This is a genomic window from Streptomyces sp. SID8374 (genome assembly GCF_009865135.1).
In the GTDB taxonomy this organism is placed as follows: Bacteria; Actinomycetota; Actinomycetes; order Streptomycetales; family Streptomycetaceae; genus Streptomyces.
The window spans coordinates 4,504,472-4,528,363 of sequence record NZ_WWGH01000001.1 but is presented as its reverse complement, the minus strand read 5'-3'; the positions used below and the strand labels follow the sequence as shown (position 1 = coordinate 4,528,363).

Genomic DNA, 23,892 nt, shown 5'->3' with positions numbered 1-23,892 from the left:
CTTCCTGTTCGGCCCGGCCGCCGGGTATGCAGGTAGGGTCCCACTCATCTGCCGAGAGGTTCCCTGCCCATGCGCCGTACAGAGCAGAGCAAGGCCGAGGCCCCCGGACCCGTCCGCCCGCCGGCGGTCCGGCCGGTGACGGCCGGCTCCCAGGAGGAGGGCGCCCTGTCCGCCCTCCAGCGCAGTGCGGGCAACGCCGCCGTCGTGGACATCCTGCGCCGGGCCCAGCACGGCCCCGCCTGCGACCACGAGGGCGGACACGGCCAGGAGGACGCGGCGGTCCAGCGCTCCGCCGCCTCCGGCGGGCCCGGTGTGCAGCGTTCGGCGGTGCCCGGTGTCCTGCGTTCCCCCGGCCGCCCCCTCGACGACCGTACGCGCGCCGACATGGAGTCCCGGATGGGCGCGGACTTCTCCGACGTACGCATCCACGACAACGCCGCGGCCCGGGCGTCCGCCGCCGAGGTCGGGGCCCGCGCCTACACCAGCGGCCACCATGTCGTCCTGGGCCGGGGCGGCGCCGATCCGCACACGCTGGCCCACGAGTTGACGCACGTCATCCAGCAGCGGCAGGGGCCCGTGGCGGGCACGGACAACGGTTCGGGGCTCTCGGTCTCCGACCCGTCGGACCGGTTCGAGCGGGCGGCGGAGGCCAACGCGGCGCGGGTGATGCGGGCCCCGGTGCAACGTACCGAGGCGGCCGGGGAACACGGCGATGCGGCGCAGCACGGCCCGGAGCAGCACACGCACCGGTACGCGGCGGACGGCATGCCGGTGCAACGGGCCCCAGGGGACACCATCGGTGCGGGCATCGCGCAGGGCGTCCAGCCCTACGCGACCCAACTCGACGAACTCGCGGCTGCCATCGGCACCACCCGGCTGAACGTCCTGAACGCCCTTCTCGACCCGGCGTACGACCCCATGGGGGCGCACGGCATCGCCCCGGAGATCCTCGACTCCAACCTCAAGGATCCGCTGGAGTACGCCTCCTGCTTCCCCACGGCCCACGCCCTCTTCCCCGTCCTGACCGACCCTGCGGCGGCTCTGCCCACGGAGGGACCCAACCCGCAACAGGCCGCAGACGTACCGGAGTTCCAGGCGGCCGTGCGGACCCTGACCGACGCGCTCCGCCATGCCTGGGACCACGGGGTGGAGTCGGTGTTCCGGATCGAGTACGCGGGCCACGGCTTCACCCTGGTGATCCGGAAGGCGGGGGAAGGCTCCGCCCATGTCGAGCTGATCGAGAGCCTGGCCCACGCCGCGGGCATCCTCCCGTCCCTGGAGCGGCCGGGCAGGGACATCGCCGCCGTCACCCAGGCCCTCACCATGATGGCCTCCGCCAACACGGCGGATCGCGTGGCCGGAGCACAAGAGCTCGGCTGGAACGCGCAGGCGCTGTATCTCGGGGACCCGCAGCCGGGCGAGCAGGAGCACTTCCCCCAGACCCGCATGAAGTGGTGGGCCCAGCCCCTGTCGCCGCAGGCAGGCGGCAACTGGACGGCCAGTTTCATCCAGCGGCTCAATTTCGTCGCGCAGACGTACGGGACCACGCAGGTGACCTGAGGGGCCCGTCGGGGCGGGCAGACGGCGGCCTCACCCGCCCGGAGCCCGCCCGGCATGCTTTCTCAGGTGGCCGCCCGCCGCAGCGTCTGCGCCAGGTCGACGGCGCCCGCGACCCGGGCCGCCACCGTCTCGGCGTACGCCGTGTCCGGACGTTCGAAGGCGGCCCGGTTCGCCGCGCGGAGGAACGTCAGCACGCCCAGCGTCCGCCCCCGGCTCCGCAGCACCGTGCACAGGGCGTGGGCCGCGTCCCGGGGCCAGCGCCGCTCCGCCGCCCAGGCCGCCGCCCCGCCGTCGTCCCCGGCGCCCGCGCTCGTACGGACCGATCCGGTGCGCTCGGCGGCCTGGAGGGCGGGGTGCCCTGGGCCGTACCGGACGGGGATCGCGCCGCCCGCCACCAGCAGGCAGGGGCCGGGCGTGTCGGCGGGCGTCGCGGCCGTACGCACCAGGCGCTCGCCGCTCTCCGCCAGGGCGGACGCCACCGGCGCTTCCTCGGTGAGATCGAGGAGTACGTGGTCGGCGAAGCCGGCCAGCGCGAAGTCGAGGAGGGAGGTCGCCGCCTCCATCGGGTCCTCGCACTCGGAGACCGTACGCGCCGCCCTGTGCAGCTGACCCGCCCGGAACCGCAGCCGGTCCGCCTCCTGCTGCGCGAGCTTCCTGGCCGTCACGTCCCGGAACATCCACCCCACCCCGAGCGGAACCGGCTCCTCCGTCAGCGGTGAGGCCAGCCGCAGGAACCCGCTTCGCCAGCACCGCCGCCGCTCGCCCTCCGCCGTACGCAAGGTCACCCACAACTCGGCCGGCGGCCCCGGGGCGCCTTCGGCGAGCACATGCTGCAAGGCCGCCTCCAGCTCCTCGACGCCCTGGACCACCAGCTCGCCGAGCGGCCGGCCGAGGAGCGTGGTGCGGCCGCCGCCGAGCGCGCGGGAGGCGTAGGCGTTGACGACGGTCGGGCGGAGGTCGACGTCGACGAGCACCACGCCCCAGGACGCGTCCTCCAGCAGCGCCTCGCTCAGCGCGATGGCCCGCTCCAGGTCGATCTGGGCGTGCACCTCGCTGAACGCGCAGTACACCCCGGCCGGCTTGCCGTCGGCGCCCAGCACCCGGGCGGACTGGGTGCGCACCAGGACCCGGCTGCCGTCCTTGCGCAGCAGCGCGAACTCGTGGACCTGGCGTCCCGGCGCGTCCATGGCGGCCATGAGCCGCCCCTGCACCTCGTGCGCGTCGGCCCGGCGCACCGCCCACCCGGCGAAGCCCGTACGCCCCACGGCCTCCTGGGCGGACCAGCCGAGGATGCGCTCGGCCTCGCGGTTCCAGTGGGTGACCACACCGCCCGCGTCGAAGGCGCAGAGGGCCGCGTCCATGCCGTCGAGGAGGGCGGCGAGCAGCTCGGCCCCGGGGCTGCCGCCGTCGCGCTCGTCCTCCCCGGCGGCGGGCGGCCCGGGGCGCAGGGGCTCGCCCCTTCCGCCGCCGGCCCCTTCGTCCGGTCCGAGCGCGTCGGTGGTCCCGCTGCTCCTGGAAGCACCCACTCCGTACCCCCCGCAGAACGTGTCGGCCGTTTCCCCGCGCGTCACCGCGCGTATTGCTGCACGTCAGACCATTCAACTCGAACGTGACCCAGCGCACAGCCCACTTCGCCAAATAAATGGGTTGAACGGCGAGCGGGGCCGCTCGTAGGCTTTCAGCACACAGGAAAGGAGGTGTTCCGGAAGTGATTTCTCTTCGGACTCGTGAGGTGGCTGCGGGCTGACGCCCGTTGTCACGCACTTTCGCAGTGCATGGCCGGACGCCGGCCAATACCCAGCAGTCACCGACCCGCAGGCTCGCCGGTAAGTCCGGCCGGCTCCTCCGTGCACGGAGGACCCAGAGCCTGCGGGTTTCTGCGTTTCCCGGACCGCTCGGGCGCCCTCAGGGGCAGAGCCGCTCCACCCGCCAGGAACCGTCGTCCTCCCTGACGTACCGCAGCCGGTCGTGCAGCCGGTTCCCGTGCCCCTGCCAGAACTCGATGGTCTCCGGGACCACGCGGAAGCCGCCCCAGTTCGGCGGGGCGGGCACCTTCTCGCCCTCCGGGTAGCGCGCGGCCAGCTCCTCGTACCGCTTGACGAGCTCGTCGCGGGAGGAGACCACGGCGGACTGGTCACTGGCCCAGGCGCCGAGCTGGGAGCCGTGCGGCCGGGTCCGGAAGTAGCCGACGGTCTCCTCGCGGGAGACGCGGGAGGCGGTGCCGGTGACGATCACCTGGCGGGCCATGGGGTGCCAGGGGAAGAGCAGCGAGACGTACGGGTTGGCGGCCAGCTCGCGGCCCTTGCGGGAGTGGTAGTTGGTGAAGAAGACGAAGCCCCGGTCGTCGTACTGCTTCAGCAGGACCGTACGCGAGGAGGGGCGGCCGTCCGGGGTGGCGGTGGAGACGACCATCGCGTTGGGCTCGTGGAGCACGCCGCCGACGGCGACCTGGCGGAACCAGCGGGCGAACTGGTCCATCGGGCCGGGGCTGAGGTCGGACTCGGTGAAGTCCTCCGAGCGGTACTGCTCGCGCATGGCCGCCGGATCGGTGGTGGAATCGTCGGGGAGGGGTCCCGAATCTTCGGGGCGGGGTCCCGAGGAGGCGTCTGGTGTGGGCACGGGACCATCCTGCCGCAGTGGCGGAGTGTGCCCGGCGGGGAGGGCCCGTAACCACGCACCGCCGAAATGGGGTCCTGTGCCGGATGTCACGCTTCCCCGCTCCGTGGGAACCCGCCAATATCTTGGGGCAGGCCTCATGGGGGCCCTGGGAATCTTGGGGCAGGTTTCATGGGGGCCCTGGGGCCGTAGGAACCGTCGCCCACCCGCCGCCGAACTGAGGGAGCCGCCTGATGTCCGACTTCGTACCCGGTCTTGAGGGAGTCGTCGCGTTCGAAACGGAGATCGCCGAACCGGACAAGGAAGGTGGTTCGCTCCGCTACCGCGGGGTCGACATCGAGGATCTGGTCGGCCATGTCTCCTTCGGCAATGTCTGGGGCCTGCTGGTGGACGGGGCGTTCAACCCCGGGCTGCCGCCGGCCGAGCCGTTCCCGATCCCGGTGCACTCGGGTGACATCCGGGTCGATGTGCAGTCCGCGCTGGCGATGCTCGCCCCCGTGTGGGGTCTGAAGCCGCTGCTGGACATCGACGAGGCGACGGCCCGGGACGACCTGGCGCGGGCGGCGGTGATGGCGCTGTCGTACGTGGCCCAGTCGGCGCGTGGCCAGGGGCGGCCGATGGTGCCGCAGAGCGAGATCGACAAGGCGCAGTCGGTCGTGGAGCGGTTCATGATCCGCTGGCGCGGCGAGCCGGACCCGAAGCACGTCAAGGCGGTGGACGCGTACTGGACGTCGGCGGCCGAGCACGGAATGAACGCCTCCACCTTCACGGCCCGGGTCATCGCCTCGACGGGCGCGGACGTCGCGGCCGCGCTCTCCGGCGCGGTGGGCGCGATGTCGGGCCCGCTGCACGGCGGCGCCCCCTCGCGGGTCCTCGGCATGATCGAGGAGATCGAACGTACGGGGGACGCCACGGCGTATGTGAAGGGCGCCCTGGACCGGGGCGAGCGCCTGATGGGCTTCGGCCACCGCGTCTACCGTGCGGAGGACCCGCGCGCCCGCGTCCTGCGCCGCACGGCCCGCGAGCTGGCGGCGCCGCGCTTCGAGGTGGCGGAGGCGCTGGAGAAGGCGGCCTTGGAGGAGCTGCACAACCGCCGCCCGGACCGCGTCCTGGCGACGAACGTCGAGTTCTGGGCGGCGATCGTGCTGGACTTCGCGGAGGTCCCGGCGCACATGTTCACGTCGATGTTCACGTGCGCCCGTACGGCGGGCTGGTCGGCGCACATCCTGGAGCAGAAGCGCACGGGCCGCCTGGTCCGCCCGTCGGCGACGTACGTGGGCCCCGGCACGCGGAACCCGCGCGAGATCGAGGGATACGCCGACATCGCGGACCTCGCGGGGTGAGTTCGGCGGGGCGGGGCCGGTGAGTTCGGTGGGGCGGGGCCGGTGAATGTGCCGGTACGGGGTAGTCGTACCGGCACATCTGAGCGCATCCCTTGCGCGGCGCATCCTTTGCGCATCTCCGACCGAGGAGGCCGACCGTGACCACCCTCCCCCCGCCGCGACCGACCCTGACCCTGTCCAGCACGGTGATCGAAGCCCCGGACGCGGCGGAGCTGGCGGACTTCTACCGCCGCCTGCTGGGGTGGGAGCCGGTGCAGGAGGAGCCCGACTGGGTGAAGCTCCTGCCACCGGGCGGCGGCTCGGGCCTGGGCTTCCAGACCTCGAAGCCGTACGTGCCCCCGGTCTGGCCCGCCTCCCCCGGCGACCAGCTGATGATGCTGCACCTGGACTTCGAGGTGACGGACCTGGAGGCGGGCGTGGCCCACGCGGTGGCGGAGGGCGCGACACCGGCGGAGTTCCAGCCGCAGCACGACGTACGGGTGCTGTTCGACCCGGTGGGCCACCCGTTCTGCCTGTTCGTGACCGACCAGGTCCCGGGCGAGACACCGGCGATCAGCCCGGAGTGGGTGGCGGAGCAGGCCCGGGACATCAGGGCCCAGGACCGGGTGACGGCGGCGGACGCGGTGGACCCGAACCGCCGGGAGACGGCGGGGGAGCCGGACGTGGCGTCGTAGACCTGCCCGACCTGCCGTGACCGCTCTCGGGGCCGCCCAGCCCCGGGGCGGGGGGTTTCAGACCCTGCTCTCGCACACTGCTTTCAGACGCTGCTGGCACCGCTGTCGATGGCGTGGGCGCGCCGCTCGGTGACGTACCGGTACATGGCGCCGAGCGCGAAGGCCTGCACGACGGCACCGATCGGGATCGCGATCAGGCCCACAGGACCGGTGAAGGGCATCAGCAGCGAGGCCGGGGCGGTCACCAGGAGGGCCCACACTCCGGCGAAGCTGGCGTCCCCGGAGGAGGCGCCGAGGATGGCGTCCACAGCGACCCACAGGCAGACGGCGAGTACGACGCCCAGGTAGCCGAGGGCCAGAGGGTTCACCAGGTAGTGGCGCAGGGTCTGCGGCAGCGAACGCGAGGTCTTGGCCATGTCGGATCTCCTGAGGTGTCGGTATGCCCGATGCGGTGTCTGTGACGGTGACGGCGACCGTCCTCCTGACGACCTCGACAATGCCGTCCGCCGGGACCCGCCACATGAGCACCCATACTCACGTTCGTATCCGCGAACCAACTCTGCGGACCGCCTCTGCGGACCGCATCCCGAAGCCAACCAGTAAATTCCGTACATGAATTCGCACAGGACGGCACCAGTCCACCACTCCCCCTCCTCCTGGCAACAGCCCTGCCCACAGCCCGCGTCGGCGGAGCGCACGGCTCTGGTGAAGACCCTGGCGAGCCGCATCCTGACTCTCGCCCCGGACCGCCTACTGGTGGGCGTCGACGGCTTCACAGCAGCGGGAAAGACGAGCTTCGGCCACGAACTGGGCGCCGAAATAGCCAAGTCGGGCCGCCCGGTGCTCCGAGCGACGCTGGACGACTTCAAGAACCCCTGGAAAGACCGCCACTTGTACGACCGGGAGTCCGGCGAGGGCTACTACCGCAACGCCTACGCGTACGAAACGGCCAAGCGCCTCCTACTGGACCCGGCCCGCTCCCCGGGGTCGACATCCTGCGCCCTCTGCTCCATTGACCCGCTGACCCAACAGGACCATTCGGCGCGAATGACCCCGCTCACCCCGGACTCGGTACTGATCGTGGACGGCGTGTTCGCGTTCCGCCCGGAGATCGACGCGTACTGGGACTTCCGCATCTGGCTGGACGTGGACGCCGAACTCTCCGTAAGCCGGGGCGCGGAACGCGACCAGAACTGGGCGGGCTCGGACGCGGAGTCGATCCACCGCGACCGCTACTTGGCGGCCGAGCGCCTGTACCTGAAGGAGGTGGACCCGCTGCCGAGGATGGACGCGGTGGTGGACAACAGGGACTTCGGCCGACCGCGCCTGATCACGGCCAACTCTGCTTAGGGGCCGCCCCGCACGCCCGGCGCCCTCGGCTTCAACGACCAAACCGGGCGCCCGTCTTGGTGGCCCTCGGAGGTGACGCCGCCCGGGTGGGCGACCGGCCGCTGTTGGGGTTGAGTGCGCTACGGGGAGGGGCATCGAGATCGCTCGGGTTCTTCGGTGGGGCGGGTGACAGGGCGGGGGCTGGGGCAGGATGGAGGGTGCATGACTTCCGGCGGGGCCTCTGACAGGACTGAGGAGATATGTCCGATTCTCAGGAAGTGACGAAAAACGAGCCCCGGCCCGCATAAACCCGCAGGTCACGAAGAGTGGTCCCCGCGCGTGCGGGGGTGGTCCCTCGCCCAGGTATGTGGATTTAGTGGCGGTACGGTGGTCCCCGCGCGTGCGGGGGTGGTCCCCTGACTGGGTGATCCCGGGCGTACTGGCCCGAGTGGTCCCCGCGCGTGCGGGGGTGGTCCCCCGGGGCCGGTGTAGGGCTTGAGGCGGGTGTAGTGGTCCCCGCGCGTGCGGGGCTTCCCACACCCCCCGAGCCCTGCACCGTCGACCCGCCCCAGCGCGGCGCCCCGCCCACGAGGAGCCCCTAACTGGAGTTACCCCCTGCTGGGTCGAATGATTTCGCGGGGGTCGCGGAGCCAGACGTGCTGGCCTCGGGCGGTCACGGTGAGCCCGAACTGTTCGGCGTCGGGTCGCCCGGCTGTCTCGTACTCCCACCAGGCCTGTTCGATCTCCTCCCAGAGGAACCCGGGCCCGTACTGCCACACCTCCTCCCCGGTGGCGGCTGTGGCGGCGGCTCCGTCCTCGCGGGTCGCCCAGACCTGGACGCCTTCCGGGGTGTTCTGGTGGACGAGCCGTACGCCGGGCAGCCGCGCCCCGGCGTACAGGGCGAACCCGAGGTCGAGGAGCCGGGCGGGGTCCAGGCCGGCGGCGCGGGCCCGCCCCTTGCCGTGCACCTCGTGGAGGTCAGGCACGCGGTGGGAGCGCATGGGCATGTACGTGGCCCCGCCGCAGAACGTCCCCACCGCCGTGCCGTCGTCCTGGACGAGGAGCTGAACCAGGGCCCCCGACCAGAACTCCCGGGCCAGCGGGGCCACGAGGATCCCGCCGGGCCGCACCTGACGGAGGAGCGCGTACGGCACATGGCGCAGGGCGCAGGTGGCGATCAGCCGGTCGACGAGCCCCAGGCCGGGCCAGGGTTGCTCACCGTCCCCGACCCGCAGATGCGGCCGGTACCCGGCCTGCCCCAGCGCCTGCGCCGCCTGCCGGGCCACGACAGGGTCCAGTTCGACGCTGTGGACCAGGTCGTCCCCGAGCCGCTCGCAGAGCAACGCGGCGACATACCCGGTGCCGGTGCCGATTTCCAGCACCCGCTGCCCGTCCGCCACACCGAGGAGCCCGAGCATCCGGGCCACCATCGACGGCATCGAGTTCGACGACGTCGCCACACCAGGCCCACCCTCGGCCCCGTCGTCAAGCTGCGTGACGACGGGCTCGTCGCTGTTGACCAGGGCGAGCCACTGTTCCGTACCGACGACCGGCACACACCGGTCAACCAACTGCCGCCAGACGACCGCCGGTACGAACCGGCTACGCGGCACGGCATCGAATACCCGCCGCCACCGGGCATCCAGCAACCCCCGATCGGCAAGGCCCTGCACCAGGTCCGGGTGGGTGGGCACCTGCTGCGCGGCACTCACGGCTGCGGAACGTACTTAGGGCGGCTGCCATCCGGAGACGGCTTCGGCTCCTGTGGCGGCGTCCACGGCTTGTCCGACGGCGGCCCACCATGCTTGCCGTCATCCATCAGTGCGCTGCTGCTCATCATGCATCTCCTTTGCGTGGTCGGGTGGTTCAGTTCTCAGGGTGATGCAGCCGGTAGATCCCGTACGGCGGGAAGAGGTCGACACGACGCGGATAGCCGCCCTCCGCGCACGCCCGGCACAACAGATCCCGACCGTCGGCGGTATGCCGTACAGCGGCGACCGGGGCGCGCCAACACGCCTCGCAGGTAAGGACATCAGTCGGCGACAAGCTGATGCTCACCCGGCGTCCCGAAGGGCGGTGGCGGCCACGTGACACGGGCAGCCACAGTCCGGCTGCCGACAGACCGCATGCGCGGCGGCCAGGTCCGAGACCGAGGCACCACGGCAGACAACGCTGTACGGGCCATCCGCCCCGGCCGCCAACCCGCACCAGGGGGTGTCCGCCTCCCCGGCCAGACCAGCGCCCCCGGCAATCGGCTCACCACGCCAGAGCAACGTCACCCCGTGCTCCGGGCAGTAAGCACCGGTGTCGTCCTCGATCGGGAAGTCATGGGCGCCGCCCTCAGCGGAACACCTCACCCGCGGGCCTCCCGCCATGCCCTCTTGAGCCGCGCAGCAGTCGGGCAAAAGCCACCGGATGCCCGACAAGCGGAGCAGGCCGTGGTGTGCCCGAGGAGCATGCGGTAGGCGCTGTCCGGCACGGCACGCTCGGCCGCCGTCTTCGACGTGCCGCTCACTGCGCCGACTCCAGGCACGCGGAGCACTCGCAGGCGGGGAACCGCTGCGTTTCCTCGGGATGTTCCAGGGGCACCACCTCGGCCTCCGGGCTCACGACGCGGGTGACTCCGTCGCCGTTCACCGCGTACACCTTGATCGTCATAGTCATAGCTCTCTCCGCGTTGCTTGCGGTCTGCGTCGCCATCACAGCGTCGTCCTACGCACGCAACTGCGGGATGCCCGGCAGGGGTTACCTGGGCGGCAATACACTCGTTGGCGCTCCAGTAAGGCGCCTGCGCGTGCATAGGATCGCAACGGAGGTCAGCCCATGGATGCCACCACCCCCGGCCTGCTCGCCGCGGACGTGCTCGATAGAGCAGATGTCCGGGCGGCGCTCATCGAGCACGACTTCGCGGCCGCCTTCGCCCTCATCAAGAAGTGGGGCGGCCTCTCCCAGAACCGCATCGCGTCCGCCTGCCAGCTCACCCCGGGCAAAGTGTCCACGATCATCAGCGGGGCCCAACGCGTCACCTCGTTCGACGTCGTCTGCCGGATCGCCGACGGTCTCCGCATCCCGGGCTGCCTGCTTGGGCTCGCACCACGCCCCTGGGAGGGCAAACACAACCCAGCACAGCAGAGCCGGCCAGAAGCCTCAGGTGACCGGCCGGACACAGACGAGATCCCGTGGCGGCCCGACGCCACCGTGGATCTCGCCGCCCACCTCACCAGGAGTGATCTCTTGATGGACCGAAGGGCCCTCACCCGCGCCCTCGGCGGCGCTGCGGTGACCGGTGCCGCGCTCCTCGACAGCCTCGAAGGCTGGCTCGTTCCAGCCGCCACCGTCCCGCCACAGCGCCGCCCGGGCCGAATCGGGATGCGAGAAGTCGAGGAACTGGAGACCACAGCGCTGGCCTTCCGCCAGTGGGACCACCAGTACGGCGGGGGCCTCCGAAGAAAAGCGGTGCTCGGCCAGCTCGCGGAAGTATCCGGTGCCCTCGACGAACACCAGGCCCCGGCCGTGGTGGACCGGCTGTACCGTGTCATGGCACAGCTGGCCGGAACCGCAGCCACCATGGCGTGGGATTCCGGACTGCACCGGCATGCGCAGGACTACTACCGCCTCGCCCTCCGCGCCGCCCACGCCGGAGGCGATGTCGTATTCGGGGCCAACGTGCTGGCCGGAATGGCCCGGCAGATGCTGTACCACGACCGGGCCGACGACGCGCTCCAGCTGATCCACCTTGCTCAGGAGGGTGCCCGCGACGTGATCGGCCCCCGGGCCCGCGCCATGCTCCACACTCGCGAAGCCTGGGCCTACGCCGCACAGGGACGTATCGCCGGATTTCACCGGGCCACCGCCAAGGCGGCCGAGGACCTCGCCTGCGCCGGCAACGACAGCGACGAGCCGTACTGGATCACCTACTTCGACGAGGCGGAACTCGCGGGGGTCACCGGCGGCCGGCTCCTTGACCTCGCCCGCACCGACCCGCGCCGTCACGCTGCCCAGGCCGCAGAGGCGATTCGGACTGCCCTGTCGTCCCGAGGTGCAGAAGCCGGGCGCTCCCACGCTCTCGACCGCATCGGCCTGGCCGAATGTCAGTTCCTCGCCGGAGATGTTCAAGCGGCCGCCGCCGAAACGGCCCAGGCCGTGCAGGCCGCGCGGGGCACACAGTCAGGGCGTGTCCGTACGCAGCTCGGGCAGCTGTACCCGTACACCGTGGGGCACAGTGCGTCGCGTCCCATGCGCGAGGCACGCGATAGTATCCGCGACCTGCTGTCGAGTTGAGGAACAGGCACATGACGACACTTGCCGTGACCGGGCACATGGACCTGACCGACGAGAGCGTGCCGCTGGTACGGGCCGCGCTACGCGAGCTGCTCGCCGAGTACAGCGACGACCTGACCGGCGTCTCCTGCATCGCCGCCGGGTCGGACAGCCTCTTCGCGGAGGAGGTCACCGCCATCGGCGGCCGCCTCATCGCCGTGATCCCCTCCCAGGATTACCGAGCCGCAAAGGTGAAGCCCGACCACGCCGCCGTCTTCGACCATCTCGTCGAGACCGCCGAGGACGTGGTGACGTTGCCGCACCCGACAGCGAACCGGGCTGCCTACGAGGCGGCGAATACCGAGCTGCTGCGCCGCGCCGACCGCCTCGTCGCGGTCTGGGACGGCACGCCCCCATCGGGCAAGGGCGGCGGCACTGCTGACACCGTTGAACAGGCCCGGCAGGCAGGGCTGGCCATCGACGTGGTCTGGCCCGCCGGGGCCGCTCGTCGCGGGTAGCCCCCGGACGTACGAACAGCGAGCTGCTGTCCGCTTAAAGGCCTCAAGACCTGACCCGTTCGACGAAGGGGGCTTTGATCAGCGGCTGTACGGATGGGCGGCGATCGTCAGTGGTCACGCTCATTGAAATGACGGATAAGCGGGGACAGTTCGAGGAGACTCTCCACCCGGAACGTGGGCAGCGTCTTCGCTTCCTCACTCCCCCGCTGAATCGTCGCCCAAGGACCACGGCGGACGAGCGCTGTGTGCATGCCCGCTGCGGCGCCGGGGCGCAGGTCATTGTCGACGCGGTCACCGACGTGCAGAATTTCGTCGGGCTCCGCCGGAACGACGGCGGCAACCCGGCGAAAGAACTCCGGGTCCGGCTTCGAGGCCCCCCAGTCGTCGGAGGTGCCGATCAAATCGACATCGCGGGCGAAGACGCCACGAAGGATGCCTCCTGCGCGGACTGTTTGGTTTCCTGCGATGCCGAGCCACAGGCCGTCGGCGCGGAGGGCCTTGAGGCTGTCGCGGACGTCGGAGTACAAATCGGACTCATCGAAGTGCTCCGGCTGCCCGGCGTCCGCACGCGCTTGGCGCTGCTCGGTCAGGTTGAAGCCGGGGCGGAAGAATTGGAACATATCGCGGTAGTCCTTGCCCAGAGCGATGATGGCCCCCACGACCTGATCGGCACGGTGTCCGCGCAGTACCAGCTCATCGACAAGCTGGTGCGGTCCGCGAAGGGCGAGACGCGGCGTGGACTGCTGCGCGCGGGTGCGGCCTACGCGGCGCTCGTCGGATGGCTCTACCAGGACGCCGGCGACATGGACGGTGCCGCGTTCTGGCGGGGCGTGACGCAGGAGATCGCGGCGCGGTCCCGCGACCCGCACCTCATCCGGTATTCGCTGGTGAATCAGGCACAGGTACGCACCGACCTGGGGGACGGGCATGCGGTCGTCGAGTTGTGCGACGCCGTTCTCGACGACGCAGGCCAGCTCGTACCGAAAGTGCGGATCATGGCGATGCAGCAGCAGGCTCACGGAGCCAGCCTCACCGGCGAACGCCGCGCCGTCGATCAACTCCTGGACCGGGCCGACCGCCTTCTGTCGAGCGTCGACGACGACTTGCCGTGGGGCAACGCGTGCCGCCGGACGCCTGGTTACCTGGAGGTGCAGCGCGCGACCTGCTACGGGCGGCTCGGGCTCGGCGCCGAAGCGGGCTCCCTGTGGACGCAGGTACTGGCGGGCGTACCGGAAACGACCCGCCGAGACCGCGGGGTGTACATGGCTCGCCAGGCTACCGCCGCCGCAGCAGCACGGGAACCGGACCAGGCGGTGGAGATCGCCCGCACCGTGGCCACGATCGCCGTTGAGACTCGATCCGCCCGCATGCGCCGTGAACTGGTCACGCTGGAAAGGGCGATGCACCCGTGGCACGATGCCCCGGTTGGCCGGGACCTTGCGGAGATCCTGGCACCGGTGACCGAGGGGAGCTGACGATGGGCAAGGATCCGCTGTCGGACGAGGAGATCACCGCGAAGCTGGCTGAACTGCCGGGCTGGGTGCGGGAAGGGGACATGATCACCCGTACGTTCGGGATCCGGTATCACGGCGGCATCGCCATGATCGTGCATGTCGCAGACGTCGAACGGCTCATCGGGCATCACGCGGACATCGATCTGCGATGGGATCACGTGCGGTTCGGGATCACCACGCATGACGCCGGGCACCGGCTCACCGCAGCCGACTTCGACCTGGCCGCGCGGATCGACCGGATCGCCGCGGCGCATGAAGCGCAGCCTCAAGCCTGAGGCGTGAGAGGAGAACGCCGTGGCTGACGACCTGTCCGCGGTGGGCCGCTTCCTGTACGAGGCGGGCACGCTCAAGCAGACGCGGCGCACCGGTTGGTGGATGGCCGGGGTCCGTGACCCCGAAAGCGTTGCCGAGCACTCGTGGCGTACGGCGTTGATCGCCACGATCATCGCGAAGCTGGAGGGCGCCGACCCTGCCCGGGCCGCCTACCTCGCCGTGTGGCACGACACGCAGGAGAGCCGGACCGGGGACGTGAACCACCTCGGGAAGAAGTACGCGCCCGCCGGCGACCCGCAGGAAGTCACCGCCGACCAGACGGCGGGCATGCCCGAGGTGCTGGCGTCGGCGGTCCGCGAGCTGGTGTCGGAGTACGAGGCGAAGGAGTCGCCGGAGGCGGTCTGCGCTCGCGACGCGGACAAGCTGGAGTGCCTGCTCCAGGGCATCGAGTACAAGGCGCAGGGCTACGAAAGCGCGCAGCGGTGGATCGACAACAGCCGGGATCGCCTCGTCACGCGGACCGCGAACCGGCTGGCCGACGAACTCCTGGCACAAGGGCCCCTTGACTGGCTGCGCACCGCCCTCGGGGAGGGCAAGGAGTAACCCGGGTTCAGGAGCGGAGCTCCCTGGCACGGCACGGAGCTGGTCGGGCCGCGTGGCGCACTTCCGGCTCTCGCCCGCCCCGCACCCCGGGGACTTTCGTAGAGGCTGACCAGGTTCACACTGAGCGAACGCGCCCCGGCCCTTCCGTTTTGGCCGTCGTCGCAATGCGTCAACTCGGAGATGGGGTGGACTTTTCTTCTGAAGCTCGCCCAGGTTGAGCGCGCTGCCAGGAGAACCTAGCTCACACGAGCGCTGCTAACAGGCGGATAGTACGGCCGGGCATCGAGATAATGAGGGCGGCACGACTTCCATACGGGAATCAGTGAGAGATATGTCCGTTTCTCAAGAAGTAAGTAAAAACGAGCCTCCGGCCGCATAAACCCGCAGGTCACGAACTGTGGTCCCCGCGGGTGCGGGGGTGGTCCCGTGCAGACCGTGAACACCGTCCTGGCCCTGCTGTGGTCCCCGCGGGTGCGGGGGTGGTCCCAGGTGATCAGTACCTCAGTGCGAAACCGAAGTGTGGTCCCCGCGGGTGCGGGGGTGGTCCCGTGTCCGCATGAGGAGTGCCGGACAGGGAGTCGTGGTCCCCGCGGGTGCGGGGGTGGTCCCCAGGGCCGTACGTGGCCGTCCTTCTGGTCGGCGTGGTCCCCGCGCGCGGGGGTGTTCCCGATGGCCACGGCAGCAACGACCGCGAGAGGGAGTGGTCCCCGCGCGTGCGGCGGGTCCGCTAGTCGTGCCGGTGCTCACCGGCCGGGGTCTCCTCGCTCGGCCGGGGCTCGGGGCTCAAGCTCCGGGCCCCGAGCTTCGGGGGCGGTCGGTTCACTCTTGCGGGGTACGCGGGGCGGGGCCTGGGCCCGAAGCCCGGGTCTCGGGGTGCGGGTGTCGGGATGCGAGGTTCGGGGTTCGAGCGCCTTCTGTAACCGGTAGGTGGGGGAAGGGGGTTGGGGAAAACCTCCCCTACCTCCCTGACCTGTCACGGTGAGCAAGTATGACTAATCGTGACAGCTTGCGGCGCAGCGTCACGACTGCTTACGGTTCGAGAACCAAGCGACCCCGACACGGTGTTGGAAGCACCAGGCCGGGGTCTGACCGCAAGATCGTTACCCTAGAAAGTCGATCCCGTGGCTACCCAGCACCTTAGTCCTGCCCTGCGCACCGCCGCACGGCCCACCGCGTACCCGATGGCCAAGCCCGGCTACGGCAAACGCACCGCCCCGGACCAACGTCCCCGTACGCCCCATGACTTCAGCCTTCTGCCTGCGCGTGAGCGGTACGTCGCCGCCTTCGTCGACCACCTCCCCGACGGTGCGGCGATGAGCGTGAAGCAGCTGGCCAAGCAGCTCCCGCTCTACGGGCAGCAGGCCATCTCCACCGCCCTGACCGCCCTCTCCGTCGCCGGGCACCTGCGACGCGTACGGTGCGCCGTCGGCGCGGGTGACCAGACCCGGTGGGTCTTCCGTACGTTCTGGTCCCGCACCGCCCACGACAACGAGTGGTGGAACACCTACCTCACCACCGAGAACACCCTCCAGACCACCAGCCCCGCACCCGACACCGCTCCGCCGCCGCCCTGGGTCCCGGACGAAGAACCACCGCCGCCCGCACCGGAAGACCCCGGTACCGAGCAGGGTCCCGAACCCACCGCCGTACCGCAGCAACGCACCCCCGCCCAGGCGGCGGACGCCGAGCCAGAGCCTCCCGCCCCGGACACGGCCCCGGCGCCGCACCCCTCCGAGACCGGCCCGTCCCCCGCCTACCTCGCCCTGGCCCGCCTCGGGCGCGAAGACCGCCGCCTCCCCCTCTCCGCCGACGACTGCACCGCCCTGGAACCCCTGGCAGCACAATGGCTCGCCCGAGGCGTGAGCGTCGACTACCTGACCAGCGCCCTCACCGCAGGACTCCCCACCCAGGTCGACAGCCCCCTCGGCTTCACCCGCAAACGCCTCACCGACAAAATGCCACCCCACCTGCCCACCACCCCAAGCACTCCACCCGGCACCCCCACTCGCCGCATCCTCATGGAATGCACCGACTGCGGACGCCCCGGCCAACCAGAAGCACTCCCCGACGGCCTCTGCCACACCTGCCGCACCACCCACCACCCCGACACCGACACCGACAAGGCCCCGACCCCACCCGCCGAAGCCGCCGCCATCAAGACACACATGACCAACCTCCGCGACCTACTCAAAACCGTCTGAGACCGACCTGACGGATCAGCGCACGCCTCGCCGCCAGCTGGCTGAAGCCACTAGCAGAGTGATTGCTGTGGGACTAAAATGCTTGCATGGCTACGATTCACCTCCGAGAGGTACCGGACGAGACGATGACGACCTTGAAGATTCGGGCTGCCCGGTCAGGGCAGTCCTTGCAGGCCTACCTCCTACAGCTTCTCGTTGGCGAAGCGGCCTTGCTGACCCCGGAGGAAGCAGCCGAGCAGGCACGTGGAATCGCCGCACGCGGACAGGTCACCGCCGACGACGTATCCGATGTCCTGGCCGAGATGCGTGAGACGCGTTCGTGAAAGTTCAGGTTCTCGATACGTCCGCTCTCGTGGAGTTCCTCGTAGGGTCGGACGCCCTCGCCGAGCGCGTCCGGGACCACACCGCCGGGAACCGGCTCGGCGCCCCGCACACAGTCGACCTTGAGTGTGCGTCGGTCCTGCGGGGCCTGGTCCGAGGCAACAAACTTCCCGAAGACGAGGCGGCCCGCGCGCTGGACCTCCTGGGCCGCATGCAGCTGCACCGCTACGACCACACGCCCCTCATGCCCCGCATCTGGGAGCTCCGACACAACATGTGGCCGTACGACGCCTCTTACATCGCCCTGGCAGAGACGCTGGACGCCGAACTCGTGACGACGGACCGAAAGCTCGCGGGAGCCCCTGGCCTTCGCTGCACGGTGGCTGACCTGCGGGGCGATCAGGGATCTCTCTACGGCTTCCTTTCGACAGAATGACGGGATGAGCGAAGACACGACCGATGTTGGCGCGGCTATCACCGGGGAGTTGCAGCTGCTGGACCCCGACGTGCGTGTGTCACGGTCACTCGCCGAGCGGCTTCTCGATCCGGAGTTCATCGAGGTCGGGACCTCGGGACGACGGTGGACGTACGAGGAGATGATCGCCGCGCTTCCTGAGATGAGCGGCGCAGACACGGAGGGCCCGCGCCATGAGCCGTCCGGCATGACCGGAGTTGTGCTGGCGCCCGGCCTGGTGCACCTCACCTACGAGAGCGTCCTAGGCGGCAGCCGAGCCCGCCGGAGTTCGCTGTGGCGCAGGAAGCCGGGCGAGACGGAGTGGCGGATGTACTACCACCAGGCGACGCCGGTCCCGGTGGGTGAAGGGCAGAATCAGCCCTGACAGGCACGGCTTCCGTGGTCCCCGCGCCTGCGGGGGTCTTCCCGGCTCGGGCCCGCCGCCAGGGCCGCCCCCGGCATGGTCCCCGCGTGCGGGGGTGTTCCTGCCCTGCCCCAAGCCCAGTCGCCCCCGGCCCCCGCACCCGCGCCCGCCCTCGCATCAGGGGCCTGATCCCCGGCGCCCCGCCCGGCCCCTCACACCCCCGTGGACGGCGGCGGCACCGCCGCCGCCGCTGCTGCCGCCCGCAGCCCCAAGTAGTCCCCCGGGTCCGTGAGCGCCGTCGGGTAGGCGGTCAGGAGGCGGGTGGCCACCGGTTGGGGCATGCGGATCACCACCGGGGTCGGGAGCGTCATTTCGCGTTCCGCCACCTGCGTTCGGGACGTGCGTACGCGGTCCGTCACGCGGGCCGCCACCTTCACGTCCAGGGTGAACGCGACCAGCACCGAGGAGAACTTGGGCTTGTGCAGCGGCATGGAGCCCGCGCTCTGCCCCGCCGCGCCGCTGCCCGAGCCCGAGCCGCCCGCGTTGCCCATCAGCTGGTTGAGCCGGAACTCGTCGGCGTTCAGTACCCCGGCGCCGAACAGGCCGCGGCCCTGCCTGCCCTTCTCGGCCGAGCTCTGGCCGTCCGTCTGGGTGGGGCGAGGTGCCCCCAAGTCGCTCTGGGCCACCGTCTCGAACGTCATCTTGTCGCCCACCCCCAGCACCTGCCCGTCCCGCAGCCGGGCGTGGACCGAGGCCCGCAGGTCCTGGCCCTTCGCTCCGGTCGCGTGCACCGGCGGCAGCTCCGCACCGGCGTTGGTGAGCAGGGGCAGGGCCGAGATCAGCCACTCGGTGGAGACCGCCTCGCCCAGCGTGTACGCGGCGGCCTGGCCCTGGCGGCGGAAGCGGTCGTTGCCGCCCGCCGCCCGTACCGCCGTGTCCACCAACGCCCTTACGCGCGGCGCCCCTTGGAAGCCGTTCACCTGCGCCTCCATCGGCAGCGGCACCCCGCCGGCCCGCCAGGCGCCCAGCCCGGCCGAGCTGCCGGGCGGTCCGGCGGCCGGTCCGGTGCCGCCCGGCGCGTTCAACGCGGTGCGGGGCGCGGCGCTCACCCGGCCCAGCGCCGTGAGGTCGCTCACCAGGACCCGGTGGACCAGCGACCTGGCGCCCGACGGGGCCGCCGTGAGCCGGCGGCCGCCCTCGTAGAGTTCGAGGAAGGCCCTGATCGGCACCCGCATCTTCGCCGCCTTCGCCGTCTTCGCCTCCGCGACCGTCTTCATCCCCAGCTGGCCGCGCGCGGCGCCGCCCCGCCGCCGCCCGGAGCTGGAGCCGACACCGAGCCCGCCCGCCGCACCCACGCTCTTCAGCTGCCCGCCTCCGCCGTCCGGCTTCCCGGAGCCCGCGAGGATGCCCTCCACACCGGAGCTCTCGCCCTCCTCGTGCGAGGTGGCCTGCTGGGCGACGGCCGAGGTGATGTACTCCATGTCCCGGCCGTCGTCCGCCTCGCCCTCCCACGTGCCCACAGCGGTGCGTTCGACCTTGAACACCGCCCAGTACGGCGTCTTGCGGCCGTCCAGGAGCTCCACCGTGACCCCGCCGTCCATGGCGCTGCCCAGCAGACCGGCGGAGCCGTCCCGGTCCAGGACCCGGAGCAGGCGCTGCACGTTGTCGTTGCGGTCCCGCAGCTGCTGCCGGGGCAGCAGGTCGTCGGCGAGCTCCTGCCGCCCCATGCCCGCGAGCCGGTTGCGCAGGCCGTCCAGCAGGGGCACGAAGTCCGGCAGGTCCTCGATCATGCCGAAGCCGAGCGGCAGAGGCTGGGCGAGGGCGGGCCTCGGACGGACCGGACCACCACCACCGGTGCCGACCGCCGCCGTACCCGATCCCCCGGCGTGAACGGCGGTGGGCCCGGGGCCGGTCTGCGCCCCGCCACCCTGACCGCCACCGCCCACCGCGGCAGCACCGCCGGCACCGCCCGCACCACCGGCCCCGTCCAGCTTCAGCGCCCTGCGCGCCGACGCGGGCAGAGCCACCCCCGCCGCCCGCAACTGCTCCGCCGTCAGCCACACCGCCGCCGCTCCCGGCAGGGTCCGCGCCGCCTTGGCGACGTACGGGCCGCCGCCCGTGACCTTGACCTCCGCCACCATGGTGACGACCAGGTCGCACCGGACGAGGTACAGCGGCGCCTTCTTCGGCGTGTGGGCGTTGCGCTCCACGGTCCCCGACACGGTGGCGGCCCCGGTGTCGCCCTTGCTCCTCGCCCCGCCCGCCGACAGCCCCTCGCCGATCCGCCACTCGGACCCGTTCTGTACGCCGGTGCCCCCGGCCTGCACCAGGTCGGTGACGCCGCTCCCCTGCTGCCCGCCCGCCTGGTGGCCGCCCAGCACGAACGTCTCGGTGCCCGGTCCCGCGGCCTCGTGCACCAGCCGGGGCGTGGTCAGCGCCAGCCGGGTGCCCACCGCGCCGTTCAGCGCGGCCAGCCGGCGCGGATACCGCAGGTTCTTCACCACCCACCCGGAGGACTCGGCCTGCCGCAGCGAGGCCATGATCGCCCGCGGGCTGAAGCGCTCCTCGACCGCCAGCCGCGGCGCGAGCCCCTCCGTGGACAGCGCCTGGTCCCGGCGGCCCGCCTGGCCCCGGGCGGCGGCCCGGGCCAGCAGGGCGAGGGCGAGGTCGCGGACCGGCTGCCCGTCGCCGATCGTCTCCACCAGCTGCCAGTCCCGTACCCGCTGCCCGTCGGCCGGGCGCGGCGCCAGCGCGGCCAGATCGCCGATGCCCCCCGCGTCGACGGCCCGCACCGGACCGGGGGCCTGCCCGCCGCCCGCGTCCAGCCGCGCCTTCTCCGCCGTGTCCACGGTGAACTCGGACGGCGTGAGCAGCCGTACGTCCTGCGACCCGAGGTTCAGGCCGGGCAGTGCCCGGACCTCCGGCAGGTCCTGGCCGGGGGTGCCCGGGGTCACCGCGCGGGCCAGCTTCCGCTTCCGCGAGGTCATCGTGACGTCCACGTTCAGCCGCAGCGCCGCCCCGAACGCGCTCGCGCTCTCCGACCCGTTGGTGAGGACATCGGTGCGGGTGGAGGGGCCGGCCTGGTTGCGGCGGGTCCCGGTGTTCTGCCGCTCGTAGCGGACCGAGCCGGTGAGCACGCCCGGGACCATCCGGGCCTGGGCCAGCACCATGCCACCGATCGACCGCGAACTGCTGCGCCCGCTCTGGACGTTGGTGGCGACCCCGGCGTGGCTGCGCACCAGCCAGTCGTCGATGTCGCCGAGATGGCTCAGCGTTCCCATGGTGCCGTGGACCCGCAGCTGTACGTCGTGGGAGTGCATCGAGGACTTGCGGCGCAGCCGGACGCGGATGCCGGTGGACAGCAACTGGTCCTTGTTCACCCGCAAGTTGGTCTCCGAGAGGGCGGCCATCAGCTCGCGGTAGTTGGCGCGCTGCGCCTCGTGCTCCTCCTTGCTGATGTCCGCCGCGGGCCGCGTGGCGCCGAAGGCGGGCAGATATCCAGCCAGTTGGGGGTCGGTGGCGAACATGTTCTCCACGGCCCGCACCATGGGCCTGGCGTCGATCCGGCCGAGCGTGACACTCGATCCCATCGCGCCGAACGGCAGGTGCCGGGCGTCCGCCGCCGGAGCGGCCGTCCCCGGCGCCGCCGCGCCTGTCGCGCCTGTCGCAGCCGTTGACCCCGGTGCTGTCGCCGGGCCCACGCCTGTACCGTCCCCGGCCCCCGCCTGCGGCACCGGCCTCTTGATGAAGTCGCCCGCGGTCACCCCCGGCGGCAGCGGCAGTCCCAACTCCTTCGCCTCGTCGGCCCGCAGGCTGATCCAGACCTGCATCGCGTGTGTGGCGACCCGGGTCTCCGGGTGCAGGATCATCCGGGCCGACCGGGGCCCGGTGCCCTCCGCGGTGAACTGCACCGTCCCCCTGTACAGCACCTTCTCCCCGCGCACCTCCGCACCCTGCCGGGTCGAGACGGTCTGCTCGTTCACGCTGAACCGGGCCTTGCGGGCCGCGGCGACCGGCATCGCGGCGGCCCGCACCACGGCCGCGTTGGGGGCGCCACCGAACCCGATCGCCGGGCCGATACCGGCGGTGAGCGCGCGCCCCTTGCCCGCCGTCTCGGTCTTGGAGTGCTGAGCCTGCTGGTGAGTACGCAGCTGGGTCTTCCCGGTGCCCCAGGCGGGGGAGAGCCCGGTGACGACGGCGCGCATCCGGTACGTACCCGCGATGCTGCCGTCCTTGGACTGGAGGTCCTCACCGGTGACGCCGTCGCGCAGCAGCCGGGGCAGGTCCTCCAGCACGGTCTGGGTGGAGGTCGCCTCGTACAGCCGGGAGCGTCCGGGGGCGCCGGGCGCGGTCAGCGAGGGGTGCAGGACGGAGGCGACCGTGTCGAAGAGGCCCCCGCCGCCCTGGTGCGGCGCGGCGGTGTCGGAGACGCCGACCGGGGCCAGCGAGTCGGCGAGCGAGACCCGCCGCGCGAGGCCGCCGCCCACCGGCTGCGGCCGGGCCGGCGCATCGGTGCCGTCCGGCACGAGGTGCTCGGTGGGCACCCGCTGGGTGAGCCCTCCCGAGCCCCGGAAGACCTGCTCGCCCCCGCCCGCCTGGGGCCGGGTCCGTACGACGTACACCACCCGGCGGGGCACCTCCACCGAGCCCTTGTCGCTGCGCAGTACGCGGGGTTCGGCCATGCCGCGCTGGCTGCGGGACTCCCGCGAGGACTGCCAGGGCTGCACGCTGCCCGTCACCGCGGCGCCCAGCCACAGGCCCGGTACGACCGGGGCGAGCCCGAACGCCGTACCTCCCGCCCCCTTGCTGGAGGAGCTGCCGACCGTACTGCTCGCGGAGGTCGCGCTGTTGTGCTGGACGTCGACCTTGGTCTCCTTGCCCTCGGGGTCGTCCACCGCGGCGAACGGCGTCCCGTCCGGGTGCGGTGCGGCCGTCGCGATGTCGGCGGCCGGGTGGAACAGGGGCAGCTGGTCGTCGGGGGCGCGGGCGATGGACACGGTGACGTCGCACCCGTCACCGCCCTCGGCGCCCTCCACCGCGAACGCGCGGCCCTGGCCGAAGAACGACTCGGGCCGCCCGGCCAGTTCGGCGGTGATGGCGGCCACCGTGCCGCCGCTGTGCCCCACGACGGTCGCGATCGCGGTGCTCACGAACTCCTGGCCGGTCATCCCGTACGCCGTGGACAGCCCGCCCGTCTCCAGGTCCCGCAGGTACGACGGCAGTACGAGGCCCCGCTCGGCGCTCTCGGGGATGGGCGTGGGCAGGGCGACGGGCCGCCCCGCTCGCCGCACCGCCCGCCGGGGGCCTTCGTCGGCCATCCTCCGCCGCGCGCCCGGCACCCCCCGGGAGCCCCCGCCCTCAACCTCCTCCTCGACGCCCTCGTCGATACGCGGAGGCGGAACGAAGGGCTGCTTCCCGCGTCGAACCGACCGCCGAGAGCCCTCACCGCCCACCCCCCGCCGCGCGTCGAACCCGCCCCCGGAGCCCCCGCCCTCAACCTCCTCCTCGACGCCCTCCTCGATGACCGGAGGCGGCACGAAGGACGGCTGCTTCCCGCGCCGCACCGCTCGCGTGGTGGCCGCGTTGCCCAGCGTCTGCTGCATGCCCTGCAAGCCCTGGGGGCCGCCGCTGAGGACGCCGGGGCCGGCCGGGTGTGCCATGCGGGGCGCCCGCGCGGTCTCCTCGGACACGTCCCGCGCGCTCGCGCTCGAACTCGCGCTGCTGCCGACGCCGTCGTTCCCTGACCGCTGCTGCCTCCGCACAGCGTCAACGTAGCCAGCGGTACGGCGGCCTACGGCCGTTCGGGCGGCCGTACGGATGTTCGCCGCCGACTCCTCATCCGCGCGTCAACTCCCGTACACC

Annotated in this window: 21 protein-coding genes and 2 CRISPR repeat arrays; of the genes, 13 read left to right on the top strand and 8 right to left on the bottom strand. The window is 71.9% G+C overall.

The genetic code is table 11. The annotated features are described in order from the left end of the window. Positions 1-69 precede the first annotated feature (69 nt). On the top strand, positions 70-1,560 hold the full coding sequence (locus tag GTY67_RS20140; RefSeq protein ID WP_161279575.1) for a DUF4157 domain-containing protein: 1,491 nt from the start codon (positions 70-72) through the stop codon (positions 1,558-1,560). Between the two features lie 62 nt (positions 1,561-1,622). Here GTY67_RS20140 and GTY67_RS20135 read toward each other — a convergent pair whose 3' ends face one another. Together GTY67_RS20135 and pdxH are read right to left on the bottom strand one after the other, a co-directional pair. Then, positions 1,623-3,086 (bottom strand): PAS domain-containing protein, encoded by a 1,464-nt coding sequence (locus GTY67_RS20135; RefSeq protein WP_161279574.1) that lies wholly within the window; start codon positions 3,084-3,086, stop codon positions 1,623-1,625. A gap of 379 nt (positions 3,087-3,465) precedes the next feature. Then, positions 3,466-4,095, bottom strand: coding sequence for a pyridoxamine 5'-phosphate oxidase (gene pdxH / locus GTY67_RS20130; RefSeq protein WP_093687307.1), 630 nt, complete (start codon positions 4,093-4,095; stop codon positions 3,466-3,468). 314 nt (positions 4,096-4,409) lie between these two features. On the opposite strand from pdxH, the gene GTY67_RS20125 reads away from it, so the two are divergent. Next, positions 4,410-5,519: a citrate synthase 2 gene (locus GTY67_RS20125; protein WP_093687305.1), complete on the top strand. Its 1,110-nt coding sequence runs from the start codon at positions 4,410-4,412 to the stop codon at positions 5,517-5,519. Between the two features lie 137 nt (positions 5,520-5,656). Next, positions 5,657-6,193 (top strand): VOC family protein, encoded by a 537-nt coding sequence (locus tag GTY67_RS20120; protein ID WP_093687303.1) that lies wholly within the window; start codon positions 5,657-5,659, stop codon positions 6,191-6,193. Positions 6,194-6,276: 83 nt separating this feature from the next. Here GTY67_RS20120 and GTY67_RS20115 read toward each other — a convergent pair whose 3' ends face one another. Continuing rightward, on the bottom strand, positions 6,277-6,609 hold the full coding sequence (locus tag GTY67_RS20115) for a hypothetical protein (protein WP_161279573.1): 333 nt from the start codon (positions 6,607-6,609) through the stop codon (positions 6,277-6,279). 196 nt (positions 6,610-6,805) lie between these two features. Between GTY67_RS20115 and GTY67_RS20110 the strand changes: the two genes are divergently transcribed. Continuing rightward, positions 6,806-7,543 carry a uridine kinase gene (locus GTY67_RS20110; RefSeq protein ID WP_161279572.1) on the top strand — a complete coding sequence of 246 codons (738 nt, stop codon included), beginning with the start codon at positions 6,806-6,808 and terminating at the stop codon, positions 7,541-7,543. A gap of 304 nt (positions 7,544-7,847) precedes the next feature. Beyond that, positions 7,848-8,060: direct repeats of the CRISPR family, unit length 29 nt; unit sequence GTGGTCCCCGCGCGTGCGGGGGTGGTCCC. A gap of 70 nt (positions 8,061-8,130) precedes the next feature. Here the strand turns inward: GTY67_RS20110 and GTY67_RS20105 are convergent. The 3 genes from GTY67_RS20105 to GTY67_RS34655 form a co-directional block, all read right to left on the bottom strand. Then, positions 8,131-9,234, bottom strand: coding sequence for a methyltransferase domain-containing protein (locus GTY67_RS20105; RefSeq protein WP_161279571.1), 1,104 nt, complete (start codon positions 9,232-9,234; stop codon positions 8,131-8,133). Positions 9,235-9,388: 154 nt separating this feature from the next. Next, a complete protein-coding gene (locus tag GTY67_RS35570) occupies positions 9,389-9,580 on the bottom strand; it encodes a hypothetical protein (protein ID WP_343238715.1) in 192 nt (63 codons plus the stop codon). A 453-nt stretch (positions 9,581-10,033) separates the two neighbouring features. Continuing rightward, entirely contained in the window at positions 10,034-10,186 is a 153-nt protein-coding gene (locus tag GTY67_RS34655; RefSeq protein ID WP_176727392.1) for a hypothetical protein, read from the bottom strand. Between the two features lie 159 nt (positions 10,187-10,345). On the opposite strand from GTY67_RS34655, the gene GTY67_RS20100 reads away from it, so the two are divergent. Together GTY67_RS20100 and GTY67_RS20095 are read left to right on the top strand one after the other, a co-directional pair. Beyond that, positions 10,346-11,803, top strand: coding sequence for a helix-turn-helix domain-containing protein (locus GTY67_RS20100; RefSeq protein ID WP_161279570.1), 1,458 nt, complete (start codon positions 10,346-10,348; stop codon positions 11,801-11,803). Positions 11,804-11,814: 11 nt separating this feature from the next. Further along, positions 11,815-12,300 (top strand): hypothetical protein, encoded by a 486-nt coding sequence (locus GTY67_RS20095; RefSeq protein ID WP_161279569.1) that lies wholly within the window; start codon positions 11,815-11,817, stop codon positions 12,298-12,300. Between the two features lie 107 nt (positions 12,301-12,407). On the opposite strand, the gene GTY67_RS20090 is transcribed toward GTY67_RS20095, so the two are convergent. After that, positions 12,408-12,959 carry an HAD family hydrolase gene (locus GTY67_RS20090; RefSeq protein ID WP_343238714.1) on the bottom strand — a complete coding sequence of 184 codons (552 nt, stop codon included), beginning with the start codon at positions 12,957-12,959 and terminating at the stop codon, positions 12,408-12,410. Positions 12,960-12,974: 15 nt separating this feature from the next. Here GTY67_RS20090 and GTY67_RS35085 point away from each other — a divergent pair, with 15 nt between their 5' ends. From GTY67_RS35085 to GTY67_RS20055, 7 genes are all read left to right on the top strand, one after another. Next, entirely contained in the window at positions 12,975-13,775 is an 801-nt protein-coding gene (locus GTY67_RS35085) for a Twin-arginine translocation pathway signal (RefSeq protein ID WP_237502660.1), read from the top strand. Positions 13,776-13,777: 2 nt separating this feature from the next. Beyond that, positions 13,778-14,089 carry a 4a-hydroxytetrahydrobiopterin dehydratase gene (locus tag GTY67_RS20080; protein WP_161279568.1) on the top strand — a complete coding sequence of 104 codons (312 nt, stop codon included), beginning with the start codon at positions 13,778-13,780 and terminating at the stop codon, positions 14,087-14,089. A 19-nt stretch (positions 14,090-14,108) separates the two neighbouring features. Further along, positions 14,109-14,690, top strand: a complete 582-nt coding sequence (locus tag GTY67_RS20075) for an HD domain-containing protein (RefSeq protein ID WP_161279567.1) — start codon at positions 14,109-14,111, stop codon at positions 14,688-14,690. Between the two features lie 396 nt (positions 14,691-15,086). Continuing rightward, a CRISPR array of direct repeats spans positions 15,087-15,418; the repeat unit is 28 nt; unit sequence GTGGTCCCCGCGGGTGCGGGGGTGGTCC. Positions 15,419-15,871: 453 nt separating this feature from the next. Next, a complete protein-coding gene (locus GTY67_RS20070) occupies positions 15,872-16,891 on the top strand; it encodes a MarR family transcriptional regulator (protein ID WP_161280191.1) in 1,020 nt (339 codons plus the stop codon). Between the two features lie 86 nt (positions 16,892-16,977). After that, positions 16,978-17,214: a hypothetical protein gene (locus GTY67_RS20065; protein WP_093694157.1), complete on the top strand. Its 237-nt coding sequence runs from the start codon at positions 16,978-16,980 to the stop codon at positions 17,212-17,214. Then, the gene (locus tag GTY67_RS20060) at positions 17,211-17,648 is read left to right on the top strand and encodes a type II toxin-antitoxin system VapC family toxin (RefSeq protein ID WP_161279566.1); all 438 of its coding nucleotides are present in this window, start codon (positions 17,211-17,213) and stop codon (positions 17,646-17,648) included. Before GTY67_RS20065 ends, GTY67_RS20060 begins: the two co-directional genes overlap by 4 nt. Before the next feature lie 4 nt (positions 17,649-17,652). Then, entirely contained in the window at positions 17,653-18,051 is a 399-nt protein-coding gene (locus GTY67_RS20055; RefSeq protein WP_161279565.1) for a nuclear transport factor 2 family protein, read from the top strand. A gap of 191 nt (positions 18,052-18,242) precedes the next feature. Here the strand turns inward: GTY67_RS20055 and GTY67_RS20050 are convergent, their stop codons facing one another. Further along, positions 18,243-23,720: a hypothetical protein gene (locus GTY67_RS20050; protein ID WP_343238713.1), complete on the bottom strand. Its 5,478-nt coding sequence runs from the start codon at positions 23,718-23,720 to the stop codon at positions 18,243-18,245. Positions 23,721-23,892: the final 172 nt, after the last annotated feature.

Excerpts from the sequence above, each read along its gene's own strand:
- GTY67_RS20140 (WP_161279575.1), top strand. The coding sequence starts at position 70 with ATGCGCCGTACAGAGCAGAGCAAGGCCGAGGCCCCCGGACCCGTCCGC.
- pdxH (WP_093687307.1), bottom strand. The coding sequence starts at position 4,095 with ATGCGCGAGCAGTACCGCTCGGAGGACTTCACCGAGTCCGACCTCAGC.
- GTY67_RS20125 (WP_093687305.1), top strand. The coding sequence starts at position 4,410 with ATGTCCGACTTCGTACCCGGTCTTGAGGGAGTCGTCGCGTTCGAAACG.
- GTY67_RS20115 (WP_161279573.1), bottom strand. The coding sequence starts at position 6,609 with ATGGCCAAGACCTCGCGTTCGCTGCCGCAGACCCTGCGCCACTACCTG.
- GTY67_RS20110 (WP_161279572.1), top strand. The coding sequence starts at position 6,806 with ATGAATTCGCACAGGACGGCACCAGTCCACCACTCCCCCTCCTCCTGG.
- GTY67_RS34655 (WP_176727392.1), bottom strand. The coding sequence starts at position 10,186 with ATGACTATGACGATCAAGGTGTACGCGGTGAACGGCGACGGAGTCACC.
- GTY67_RS20100 (WP_161279570.1), top strand. The coding sequence starts at position 10,346 with ATGGATGCCACCACCCCCGGCCTGCTCGCCGCGGACGTGCTCGATAGA.
- GTY67_RS20095 (WP_161279569.1), top strand. The coding sequence starts at position 11,815 with ATGACGACACTTGCCGTGACCGGGCACATGGACCTGACCGACGAGAGC.
- GTY67_RS20080 (WP_161279568.1), top strand. The coding sequence starts at position 13,778 with ATGGGCAAGGATCCGCTGTCGGACGAGGAGATCACCGCGAAGCTGGCT.
- GTY67_RS20070 (WP_161280191.1), top strand. The coding sequence starts at position 15,872 with ATGGCCAAGCCCGGCTACGGCAAACGCACCGCCCCGGACCAACGTCCC.
- GTY67_RS20065 (WP_093694157.1), top strand. The coding sequence starts at position 16,978 with ATGGCTACGATTCACCTCCGAGAGGTACCGGACGAGACGATGACGACC.
- GTY67_RS20055 (WP_161279565.1), top strand. The coding sequence starts at position 17,653 with ATGAGCGAAGACACGACCGATGTTGGCGCGGCTATCACCGGGGAGTTG.